The 13,043-nt window shown below is 35.6% G+C and carries 7 protein-coding genes; 2 read left to right on the top strand and 5 right to left on the bottom strand.

The window, feature by feature from the left end; translation table 11 throughout:
* Positions 1–121 precede the first annotated feature (121 nt).
* From hemG to pckA, 5 genes are all read right to left on the bottom strand, one after another.
* A complete protein-coding gene (hemG, locus tag DX009_RS08740) occupies positions 122–1,522 on the bottom strand; it encodes a protoporphyrinogen oxidase (RefSeq protein ID WP_115083716.1) in 1,401 nt (466 codons plus the stop codon).
* A gap of 19 nt (positions 1,523–1,541) precedes the next feature.
* Positions 1,542–2,906, bottom strand: coding sequence for an oxygen-independent coproporphyrinogen III oxidase (gene hemN, locus DX009_RS08735; RefSeq protein WP_115083715.1), 1,365 nt, complete (start codon positions 2,904–2,906; stop codon positions 1,542–1,544).
* 2 nt (positions 2,907–2,908) lie between these two features.
* On the bottom strand, positions 2,909–4,132 hold the full coding sequence (locus tag DX009_RS08730) for an MFS transporter (RefSeq protein ID WP_410525571.1): 1,224 nt from the start codon (positions 4,130–4,132) through the stop codon (positions 2,909–2,911).
* Between the two features lie 20 nt (positions 4,133–4,152).
* Entirely contained in the window at positions 4,153–6,225 is a 2,073-nt protein-coding gene (locus DX009_RS08725; protein WP_115083714.1) for a TonB-dependent receptor, read from the bottom strand.
* A gap of 377 nt (positions 6,226–6,602) precedes the next feature.
* Complete coding sequence (gene pckA / locus DX009_RS08720) at positions 6,603–8,216, bottom strand: phosphoenolpyruvate carboxykinase (ATP) (protein WP_006044199.1); 1,614 nt, start codon at positions 8,214–8,216, stop codon at positions 6,603–6,605.
* A gap of 298 nt (positions 8,217–8,514) precedes the next feature.
* Between pckA and upp the strand changes: the two genes are divergently transcribed.
* Both upp and DX009_RS08710 read left to right on the top strand, forming a co-directional pair.
* Complete coding sequence (gene upp, locus DX009_RS08715; RefSeq protein WP_040595507.1) at positions 8,515–9,174, top strand: uracil phosphoribosyltransferase; 660 nt, start codon at positions 8,515–8,517, stop codon at positions 9,172–9,174.
* Positions 9,175–10,143: 969 nt separating this feature from the next.
* Entirely contained in the window at positions 10,144–12,306 is a 2,163-nt protein-coding gene (locus tag DX009_RS08710; protein WP_115083713.1) for a helix-turn-helix domain-containing protein, read from the top strand.
* The last annotated feature ends 737 nt before the right edge of the window (positions 12,307–13,043 follow it).

The raw sequence follows: 13,043 nt of genomic DNA, 5'->3' as shown, positions 1-13,043 counted from the left end.
ATTCTTGCTAAAAGGTTGTTTGCTGCATTTTGGTTATGAAATATATAGGTATGCTTAGCAATAAAACAAAATAAGCCGAGCTTCTAACGGCTACTTTTGTTTTTAACAATATAAACTCACCCTATTTAGCATCTGCCCTTACAAGTTGCATTGCTATATTAACAGCTTGCCTAATACGGTCTGCCATACCAATGCCGTTGCGCAGATTACCACCTATTATTAAGCCCTTATAGTTCTGTTCAATGCGTGTAATGGCTGCAAAACGCTCGCCACTCGATAGTTCATACTGTGGAATGGCACGCTCGTGTCGGAATATTCGTATCATCTCAGGGTGTATATCGTGTGGAAACCGAAGCATAGTAGGCAATGCTTTGGTTACTATTTCGCACAATTCGTTATCGTTCTTCGTAAGCATTTCAGCATGTTTCACCCCACCGAGGAAGAAGGAAAAGAGTGCGCCCTGTGTAGGACAACGATGCGAAAAGCAAGCCGATGGGAAAAGAATGCCCAACAATTGTTGCTGCTCGCAAGTAGGAATAAGTCCGCCGAAGGCTTTATTTTCAACACCTTGCGCATTGGTTAATCCCACGCTAACTTGCACAATGGGTGCGTAGTGTAGGGCAGAGATAGGCATAATGTCGGCGTTATCAACAAAGGGCAACATAGTTTTTAGCTCGTAAGCCCCCACAGTTGTAACCACGTGCCTACTATGCAAACTTATTTTTTCGCCACTTGTATTGATATAGTTCACCTGCCATATCCCTTCCAGCGGTGTAACAACAACATTGTTGGCTTGCAAAACTATATTCTGAAATCCTACCGATTGTGCCAAAGCGTCCACCAGATGTTGCAATCCGCCTACCGCCGAGAACACCTTTTTAGTAGCCAATCGGTCGCGTTCAGTCTTCCTTTCCCTTCCTTTGGCTATGCCTCCACGAATAAAACTTCCATAGTTCTGTTCCAAGTTGTAGAGCTTTGGCAGTGCATATCGTGTAATGAGCGAGTGCGGATCGCCAGCATATACACCCGAAATAAATGGGTCTACAGCATAGTTTAAATAGCTTTTACCCAGTCGTCGAACAACCATTGATGCTACATCTTCGTTTGGATTGGTACCCTTTGCACGGAAAGGTTCGAGCAATATTCCAAACTTATCTGTCCAACTGAATAGCGGTGTGCGTATCGCAGTAATCAAGTTAGATGGTAAGGCATAAAACTTTTTACCTTTCCATATCCACCGTTGCTTAGCTTCGTTGTGTGCCTCCTCGAGTGTGCAGCCTTCTTTTTCCAAATCTTTAAATAGTTCAGCCACTTCAGGATAGCTTACAACACCCGTGTTTGGTCCGCTTTCGAACGTGAAACCATCTTGTTGATGAGTTTGAATTTGTCCGCCAATCCTATTTGTTTTCTCTAACACAACCACCTCTTTGCCGTGCTTTCGCAACGTGTGTGCAGTAGTTAGTCCTGTAAGTCCGGCACCTATAACAATGGTGTCTATAATATGTTGTGTTTCGTTTTGCATTGTGCAAAGAATAAAGAGTTTATACTGGTTTTGAAAATAGTTTATGATTGTTGCGCATCATGGGGTCGAAAGTAGCAGCAACATTACGCACAAAGGTCATACCATCGTTAGTTAGTTTCACCGAATTGGTATCGAATGTAATCAAACCATCAGTCTGAAGTTCTTTCAGTTGCATCTCATCGTAGTGTACAGCTTGCTTAATATCATCAACCGAGCAATGCAACCTTTTAGCCATATCGTTCCAATTCACAGAGTTGTTGCACATAATACATTCTATTACTTCGCGTGTTATGCGCTGCCACGAAGCCAAAGCGTAACCTTTTGCAATGGGCAATTGGTTTGCATTTACTTGCGAAATGTAGGCAGAAATATCTTTCGTGTTTTGTGCATACGCCTCGTCTAACTGACTGATGCCCGACACGCCAAAGGCATAAACTTGTGCTGTAATGCGACGTGGACAATAGCCTTGAAAGTTTCTATGCAAAGTTTGGTGCTGTAAAGCCACATTCAAATCATCGTCGGGCAACACAAAGTGGTCCATACCAATAGCACAATAGCCCTCCGCCTGAAGAAGTTTAGAAGCCTCTTCAAACATTTTTAGTTTTTCGGTTTGTGGGGGCAAGCCAGCTTTCTCCAATATCATTTGTCGTTTAAAAATACTTGGCAGGTGTGCATAACTAAAGGTAACTAAGCGGTTAGGGTGTAGTTTTATGGCAGCTTCTATAGTAGAAACAAACTCTGCTACAGTTTGTCCGGGCAAGCCATAAATAAAATCGAAGTTCACCTTTGCACCGCCTTTACGCAATATATTCATAATATCTTCAACAGGCAAAATAGATGGTCGACGATTTACGGTGTTCAAAACATTCGCATTAAAATCTTGAATGCCTAAGCTGAAACGATTAAATCCACTGTCGAGCAAGTATTGCCAATCGGTTGTGTCGAGATATCCAGGGTGGCATTCAATAGCAATCTCTGGTTGTTCAATGGTGTCGAAAGCCTCCAATAAGTGTTCGTTGAGCGAACGAATAAAGTGTAAAGGCATTGACGATGGACTTCCTCCTCCATAATGTATCTGACTTATCTTACGATTTTTGTGCAAATGAGGTAGCAGTAAATCAATCTCTTTGTGTAGTGTGTTGAAATATTCTTCCACCCGTGAAGGTTTCGCCATCGCAACAGAGTTACAGCCGCAATAGTGGCAAAGATGTCTGCAGAAAGGCACATGTATATAAAAGGAAATATTGTCGGCAATTGCATTGTTCGATGCTTCTACAGCTTTCAGATAACGTTGTGCATCGAAAGCTTCAAACTCGTTTGCCGTTGGATAGCTTGTATAACGAGGAACAGGTACATTATATTTCTTAAAAAGAGCTTCGTTCATTATTATTTCACTGTTTTATTCATTTGTAAAGTGTAGAAGAAAGATGCCAATGCAATGGCACTTTGTGTAGCAAACATTCCAGCATAGCCCACATAATGTGCAATGACACCGCCTATAACTGCTATTATAATTCCCATCAAGTGAGTTATAACGGTTTGAATTGTAAAATCGGTACCTTCTCTTCCCACTCGTACATGTTTCATAGATGAAGTGTAAACCACAACAGTTCCCATACCATAACTGCCCCATAACACAACAATAGCTATGGTTAAGGTTAGAGTTGTTGTGAAATTTTGGTTTATAGATAGGAATACAAAAATGAGTGTTGCCAGGAACATTATGAATGCAAATACAGACCGCATACGCTGATAGCCATAACGACGCACCAAAATTCCTGCTGGATATGCCATAACGAAGGCTGCACCAATGCCAATAATGCCACATATGAAACCTATTTCTTTCATAGAGTAACCTAAATCTACCATAAAAGGTTTAAGTATAGACATAATGCCAATGATACCTGTATAGTAGAGAACTAAGAAAACTATTTGTCGTGCTATGCCCTTTTGCGTGAAAAATAGTACAAAGTCTTTCCACGTAGCACGCTGTTTTGTTTGTGTTTCTTGCTGGAAACTAAGTTTCTTGTGTAGCAATAGTGGAACAAGTGCTATAAGAACAAAAATACTGAGACATTGTGTTACACTATTCCAACCATACGAATGGAACACCATAAGTAATACACCACTTCCTAAAAGACTTCCGCCAAAACTACCCATCGATTGCATACTGTTAAGTAATCCGCGTTGTTTGGTTGTTGATGTGCGTATAGCTAAAGCATCAGTTGCAATATCTTGTGTGGCTGAAGCTGCCAAAGCCAAAAGTATTATTGCTATTAGAATATGGAAATAAGAGGGCAGAATTGTATGTAAATCGAAGAGGCTTGTTATAAAAATAAGTAGTGCATAAGTAATTTCTGCACCAATAATAGCTCGTTTATAGTCGCGTACTGTATTACAATAACGGTCTATTGCTGGCGACCAAAACACTTTTAATATCCATGGCAGTTTTATTATTTGTAGCAATCCAATAATGGATAGCGACACTGCTTGTTCGCGCATAATAACTTGCAGTGCCGTAGTAAAAAAACTCATAGGCACTGCTTGAGCTATATATAGACTAAAGAAGGTAGACAGATAAGCTACCTTCTGCGTTTGTTTTTTGTTCATCGAGAAAAGATAATCTGATACTATGGATTAAGTTTAAACACCAAAGATGTGCCTATCATAAAAGGTTTACCTTGTTGAGCAAATGCTGCAGACGAAACAAAAGCATAGCTCATATAATGTGTATTGGTTGTATTCTTTGTCCAAACTTCCCATGTGAAACGTCCCTTTGTTGCTGCAATCTTCAGATTGAGAAGTGCATAAAAAGGTTGTTTTAACTTGTTATCTTCTGTCCAATATATTTTTCCAGTACCTGTAAGTGCAGCATTAAACATAAGTTTATCTAATCCTGCTACATTAGAAAGTGTATAATTAGCTACAAACGACATAGTTTGTTTTGGCACCATTGGTAATATATTGCCAGTAAAATCTACGGTTGCACTTTTCTTATAATATAGGAATTGCGCATAAGTATAACCATAATTTGCTTGCAATTCTAAGCTTGTTATAGGACGATAAGTTGCCGAAAGCTCGAAACCTTTACTGTTAGAATGTCCTGCATTATTAATAATATTTCCTACACCAGGTACGGTAGTTGTTACTTGTTGATGTTTCCAATCTATGTAGAATAAACTCATTTCTGTTTGAAGAGTTCCATTAAGGAAAGCCAACTTTGCTCCAATTTCGTAATTCCAATTGTATTCTGGATCGTAAGCTGGAAGTTTCTGTGTAGTAGAAGTAACATTATAACCACCAGCTTTATAACCACGTGCTATAGAAGCATACACCATTTTGTTGGCAGAAATTTGCTGGCTGAGTGTAAATTTTGGTGTTATCTGACTAAAGTGCATGTGGTCTTTATACGTTGCTGTTTGTACATTACTTGCAAGTCCTGTGCTTAGATTATATTTGTTTGCTGTATAGTTTTCGCCTACTCGTTCATAATCGTATCTCAATCCTATTGAAGCATATAGTGTTTTTGTTATATCATAAGTAGACTGATGGTAAATAGCTCCTCCCCAAGTAGGATTATTATAGAACTTAGGAGTAGCAAAGTCTTTTGTTATGAACTGTGTTTCAACACTATTATTTAATTTTTGGTAGAAGCCGAAAGCACCTATAATCCAATGATAGCGATTATTATTGTTTGCCGAACGTAATGTAAACTCTTGGCTTACGAGAGTTTGTTTTAGTCCTGTTATAACAAAGTAGAGGTCTTTTGGTGTAAAATCCTGGTCTATATATTGTTTATCTTTACTGTATTGGAATGATGTTTGTGAATTGAAGTGGACTTTATCTCCTTTATAAAGCCAATTTAAGCCAGCCGAAAGAACATTTCGTCTATAGCTACTGTAACGATTGTAGTTTACAGCTTCTACCGTGTTATTGGTTACGTTATATTTTCCGTAAGGATAACCACCTTGTGTAGAATGATCGAAAAGAACATTCAAACGCATTGTCCAAAGTGGAGCTGCTTGCCATGCTAATCCCATTTCTGCATTGGCACTTTTCAAATTATCTGCTTTTTCTCCCGTTGCTATATTGCGAAAAAATCCATCGTTTCTATGATAATTTCCTGCTACGTGAAGTCCTAAACGTTGTGTAAGTTTCTGATAATGCGATAAGCCTAAACGTAAATCGTTGCTCGAACCATAACTCAATTTGGCTATAGTGTTTTGATATTCTAATGGCGAATAGGTATAAATATTGATAAGTCCGCCTGTAGAATTTCGTCCATATAATGTACCTTGTGGTCCGCGTAGAATTTCTATTCCGTTGATTCCTGCTATATCTAAATCAACAACTGACCGTTCAAAATAGGGCATTCCATCAACATATAGTCCAACAGAAGGGGCATTTGTTTTAGAACCAATACCTCTAATGTAGATAGGTGTATTTTGTCGTGCACCATAATCTGCTATAAAAATATTTGGAAACACACTACTTACATCGCGTAAGCCATTTAATTCGTTGTGGTTAATAAACTGACTCCCTGCCACAGATACTGACATTGGAGCTTTACTAATGTTGTCTTGTTTAAACCCATTCACTACAACCTCTTTTAATATGTGATGTTGTGTGGTTGTTGAATCGGTTACTTCTGCCATTGCACAAAGTGGAAAGAGTGCTGTACATAGTAAGAAAGAAAATTTCATAACTCTTGTTCTTTTTAATGTGGGTGCAAAGTTACGTCTTTCTTTTTTTACATACAATCATCATTTATAAGGAAATTTATAAGGAATATTGCTGAAAATGTGAGATTATAACTATGTGCTCAGCTTTCGGTTGTTATATTCTTACCAATGGTTTTGTTATATTCTTATTAATACTTTTCTATGTTTTATTGCTCACTTGCAAAATGCTAACAACTATAGAATATAGATGCCTATATATAATAAGGTGTAAACAATTTGAATAGGCACAATACTTTTATATTGTTATTGCTTTTAGATATAAAAAAACTCATCTCTACCAGTTGATAGAGATGAGTTTAAAAGTTTTAATAAAGTGTTTTCGTTACACCTTATATATATTAGAGCTGTGGACCAGCTGCAACAAGCTTCTTACCAGCTTCGTTTGTTTCATACTTCTTAAAGTTCTTTATGAAACGAGCTGCAAGGTCTTTAGCTTTTTCGTCCCATTGTGAAGCATCTTTATATGTATCGCGTGGGTCGAGAATTTCAGTTGCAACACCTTCAAGTTTTGTTGGAACAGTGAAGTTGAAATAAGGAATCTGTTTTGTAGGAGCAGCGTCGATAGAGTGGTTCAAAATAGCATCGATAATACCACGAGTATCGCGAATAGAAATACGTTTTCCAGTACCATTCCAGCCAGTATTTACTAAGTAAGCTTTAGCACCGCTCTTTTCCATCTTCTTAACCAACTCTTCTGCATATTTTGTTGGGTGAAGTTCCAAGAAAGCCTGACCGAAGCAAGCAGAGAATGTTGGAGTTGGTTCTGTAATACCACGTTCTGTACCAGCTAATTTTGCTGTGAAACCAGAAAGGAAGTAGTATTTTGTTTGTTCAGCATTAAGAATAGATACTGGAGGAAGTACACCAAAAGCATCAGCAGAAAGGAAAATTACCTGTTTTGCAGCTGGACCTTGTGATTCTGGACGCTGAATATTCTTAATATGATAGATAGGATAAGATACACGAGTATTCTCGGTTACACTCTTATCTGCAAAGTCTATCTTACCATTCTCGTCAACAGTTACGTTTTCAAGAAGAGCATCGCGTGTAATTGCACCGTAAATATCAGGTTCAGATTCTTTATCAAGGTTGATAACTTTTGCATAGCAACCACCTTCAAAGTTGAATACACCCTTATCGTCCCATCCGTGTTCGTCATCACCAATAAGTTTACGCTTAGGATCGGTAGACAATGTTGTTTTACCTGTACCAGAAAGACCAAAGAAAATTGCTGTGTTTTCTCCGTTCATATCTGTATTTGCAGAACAGTGCATAGAAGCAATACCCTTTAATGGCAAGAAGTAGTTCATCATTGAGAACATACCTTTCTTCATTTCACCACCGTACCATGTATTTACAATAACTTGCTCCTTAGAAGTTACGTTAAACATAACGCAAGTTTCTGAATGCAAACCAAGTTCTTTCCAGTTTTCTACTTTAGCTTTTGAAGCATTGTAAACAATGAAATCTGGTTCTTGCTCGAAATCTGCTTCGCTTTTTGGACGAATGAACATATTTGTTACAAAGTGAGCCTGCCAAGCAACCTCTACAATGAAACGAATCTTCATACGTGTGTCTTTGTGTGTACCACAAAAACCATCAACTACAAACAAACGTTTGTTAGAAAGTTCTTTCTTTGCAATATCTTTTACTGTTGCCCAAGCTTCTTTTGTAGCACGGTGGTTATCGTTATGATATTCTTCTGAATCCCACCATACTGTATCGTGAGAATTTTCATCATCAACAATAAACTTATCTTTAGGAGAACGACCAGTATAAATACCTGTCATTACGTCAATAGCACCAAGTTCTGTTTCATGACCAACTTCAAAACCTTCAAGACCTTCTTTTGTTTCTTCGTTAAACAATACTTCGTAAGAAGGATTGTAAAGTACTTCTGTTGTACCTGTAATACCGTACTTCGTAAGTACGCTCTTATCAAATTTTGCCATTTTTTATAATATAAAATTATGTTGAAATTTATCTCTTAATCTTATTACTATTTTACCTTAAACATCGCAAAGGTAGTAATTTTATTATGCAACGCAAAATCATAAAGATAAAAAATACAACAAGAATTGATTTGTAAGGTTAAAGAATGTAAAATTCCTTGATATTAAAAGATATTTGCTATTCGGACGTTGCAAATGCTAAACTATTTTCTTAATTTTGCCGAAATTTTGGGCGCATAAAAACTATTACTCCCAAACATATATATCACCAATATATAACCATAGTGTAAAAAGAAAAATGGAAATCATTAACTTCTCGGATCAAAACTCCATTGTAAACCAATACATGGCAGAAATTCGTGACAAAGAGTACCAGAGAAACCGTCTCCTTTTTCGTAATAATGTTATGCGAATAGGGGAATTCGAAGCTTTCGAAATCTCTAAAACTCTTCAGTACGAAACAAAAGAAATACTCACGCCATTGGGCGTTTCAAAGGTAAATATACCTACCGACAAAATTGTTCTCGCAACAATTTTCCGGGCAGGACTACCTTTTCATAACGGTTTTCTTAATATTTTCGACCATGCTGGAAATGCTTTTGTAAGTGCATATAGAGAATATAAAGACAAAGAACACCACGAAGTGGGTATACATGTTGAATATTTGGCAACACCCGATATTAATGGTAAAACTTTAATTATTGCCGATCCAATGTTAGCTACTGGTGGTTCGATGGAACTTGGCTATAAAGCTATTCTTTCTAAAGGCGAACCACGACATGTTCACATTGCATGTGTAATTGCTTCTCCTGAAGGTATTGAACATATAAAAAAGACTTTCCCCGATAATAACACTACTATTTGGTGTGGAGCTATAGACGATGGACTAAACGAACATAAGTATATTGTTCCGGGATTTGGAGATGCTGGCGACTTATGTTATGGAGAAAAACTATAAATATTAGCTAAAAAGGAACTTGCAAAAGATATAATATAAACTTTTGCAAGCTCTTTTTTTTATAAGAACATATTTTTTTGCTAATTACAAACACTGTTAATGTAATTAGTGGGTTGGCTCTTTCTTTTATCTCAATTGTTCATTAGGCTATAATACCATTATATATTGTTTATACTATAACTTTTTTACCATTTTTCGCTTCTTACCATCTATTTTGCTTGTCTTTCTAATTCGCTGTAAACTGTTACATCTTTATATAACGATAAACAATATGCCAACAATAAAACAAAATAGGGCAAGCTATACCGAAGCCTATTTAACTTTTAAAAGATACATTATAGATTTTGTAATTGCGAAATAGAAAAAATTAATAAGAAAATAAAATTTTATAATTAAAAACCTCAATGTTTTTTATTATAAAATTTCTCCACATAATTATTCTTTATTTTTTCCCTATTTTACTATACGCTTTTTGCCATATTAGCTGCTTCTGTATACACTTTAATTCAGCCATAAATAGAGTTCTACTTAGAATTTTTTTCTCGCTATATATAAAACATTATACTCTACATACAGAAAGGTGGCGTTTCGGTTTACGAAGCACCACCTTTCTACTTTCTCAAATCATCAACTAACTTAAACTATTTACTCTATAATAATAACTAATCAACTATCTTTTTTACCTATATGAACCTTTTCTATAAACAATCTTGAGTCTTATTGTTATCCTAATCTTATTTTTTTCTTCTTATTTTTTTGAGTGTCTCCAGAAAAAGCGGCTCATATCATCTCTTTTTACGACTGCAAAGTTATAGCTATATTGCATTGTACGCAAAAAATAAAGCAGAGAATAAACAATATTCGCCATTTTATTGCTATTCATCAATCTAATTGATTTTTGTCAATACTAATTTGCTATTCTTATACTTTTTTCTTAAATTTGCTGACTAATTATCACATTATAGAATAATGGAAAATAATACCGAATTGCGCAACGCATGGGATTTTGTAGAACATACAGGCATTAGCATTTTCTTAACAGGAAAAGCTGGTACCGGAAAAACAACCTTTTTGCGAACTATACAGCAACGGAGCACAAAACGAATGATAGTTGTAGCACCTACAGGGGTTGCAGCCATAAATGCTAATGGTGTAACCATTCATTCTTTCTTTCAACTTCCATTATCTCCATTTGTTCCCGAAAGCACAGTAAAGCCACGTTTTGAATATAGTAAGCAAAAACGGCAAATTATGCGAACACTCGACCTTCTTATTATAGACGAAATCAGTATGGTTCGTGCAGATATTCTTGATGCTATCGATTCTATTCTTCGCCGTTTTAGAGAACATAATAAACCTTTTGGAGGAGTACAGCTCTTAATGATAGGCGATTTGCAACAACTTACACCTATTGTGCGCCCAGACGAAGAAAAATTGTTAAACCGTTATTATAATACACCTTATTTTTTCGATTCTAAAGCTCTGCAAAGCACACAATATGTTACAATAGAGCTAACAAAAGTGTTTAGACAACAAGACAAAGTTTTTATAGATATATTAAACCACTTTAGAGATGGAAACGTTTCTGATGAAGATTTTGATATTTTAAATAAACGCTATCAACCAAATTTCACCCCCGATAAAAATAGCGATTACATACATTTAACAACGCACAACAGAATAGCCGATAATATAAACGACCGACAATTAGAACAAATTAAAGAACAAGCATGTAAGTTTTGTGCACGAGTGGAAGGACAATTTCCCGAAAATAGTTATCCCGCCGACTATGAACTAACATTAAAATGCGGAGCACAAGTAATGTTTATTCATAACGACCGTTTCGAACGATATTATAATGGGAAAATAGGACGGATTACTTATATTGATAATGAAAGAATAGAAGTAAGCTGTCCGAACGAAAACGAAAAAATAGAGGTTGAACCCCAAACGTGGGAAAATACTCGTTACACACTCAACGAAACAACAAAACAAATAGAAGGAGAGGTGTTAGGAACTTTCACACAATATCCATTGCGATTGGCTTGGGCTATTACAATTCATAAAAGTCAGGGGCTAACTTTCGAACATGCCATTATAGATGCGCAACAAGCTTTTGCATCTGGACAGGTTTATGTGGCTTTAAGCAGATGTAGAACATTAGAAGGTTTGGTTTTAGCATCAACACTAAACAGAAATGCCGTTATAAACGATGCCAGAGTAGATAGCTATATTGCACAACAAAACATACGAGCAGCCGAAAGTATTAAGAATTTGCCTCTCCTAAAAGAAGAATATTACAGAATGATGCTGTTGGAATTGTTCAACTTTAGCGAAATATATAATGCCGAATCGGCTCTTTTTAGAACTTTGGTAGAGCATTTCCATAAACATACCAAGCTAATTGCACTACACCAAACAACAGTTTCTGAATTGAAAGAGAAAGTTCTGGATATTTCTACGAAATGGACACTATATATAAAAGGTATATCAATAGCAGAATTGCATAATAAAGAATTTTTAGATAGAATAAAAAGCAGTGCACAATATTTCTACAACGAACTTTCAAAAATATTTGCAGACCAGATAGAGCAAACCAAAGGCATTGAAAGTAAAAATAAAGAAGCCATAAAGCGAATAGATAATAATATTAGCGAAGTTGAACAAAGTAAACAAGCAAAACTGTTATTGCTGGAAGATATAATGATAGAAGATTTTAGCACAAGTTACTATCTTAAACGCAAACAAGAAGCAATTTTAATATCAATGGGCGACGAGGATATTGCAAAACAACGCAATAAAAAACATAAAGTAGAAGCCGAAAAAAAGAAAAAAGAAGCAACACACAACATAAGCTACAAACTTTATAAAGCAGGAATGACCTTAGAAGCTATAGCAAAAGAACGCGGTTTAACAATAGAAACCATCGTACGGCATATAGCAAAATATGTTAGAAACGGAGAATTAAGTGTAACCAACTTTGTAGACGATAAGAAAATAGCAGCCATTCAAAACGCAATAAATAACATTCCACCCAACGAAGGTATGAAATATATAAAAGATGTATGTTCAATAGATGTTACTTACAGCGATATTATTTTCGTTTTAGCCAATAACGAAAGAACAAAATAAACATTTTGTGCCGATTTTTTTAAGAACCTCCCTCCTGTTTAATCTGAAAATGGCATTTAAGTCTCAACATATTCTGTTTTATTCTTGGCAAATTTATAAAGCCTTATAACAGAAACGTAATTGGCTATGTAAAGCTATAAAATAGACAAAGAAAACTGCACAAAAATAAGTAACAACAGGAAATAATACTATGAAAACTGCGATGATATAATGGTATAAAAATAGATTAAGTTAATATGTAAAAATAATATATATGTAAAATTAGTATCACGTAAAAATACTTTTGTTATATATATATCATAAAAATTACAAGAAAAAAAGAACATATTACCATTATAAGAAAGAAAATAACGATAAAATAAGCAGTATTTATTAGAAATAAAGAACAAAAAAACTGTTCTGGGGGCAAAAATAGTCATAAATTTTCATAATTGCATAAAAAAGACACCTAAATAGTTGGTGGAAATTTATTTTATCTATACCTTTGCATTGATTTAAGAAATAATTCTTGATTACAAACATACAAAATAGTTATTAGTAAGTTAATAGTCAAACAAATGTTAGTTAGTATGTCTTCGTGAGAAGATGCACTGATGAGAATTGAGTCAAGTAATTTTTTGAGTTATTTAGTTAAGTGGCAAGGCCTATGTTTACGTGAGTAAATATAGGCTATTTTTTTGTGCTTATAGAAAAAAACGCCAACATAATATAAACAGTAAACATTATATATATTATAT

The organism is Prevotella pallens, assembly GCF_900454935.1.
Taxonomy (GTDB): domain Bacteria; phylum Bacteroidota; class Bacteroidia; order Bacteroidales; family Bacteroidaceae; genus Prevotella; species Prevotella pallens.
The sequence above is the reverse complement of the archived record's forward strand: the minus strand, read 5'-3'. Positions and strand labels throughout refer to the sequence as shown.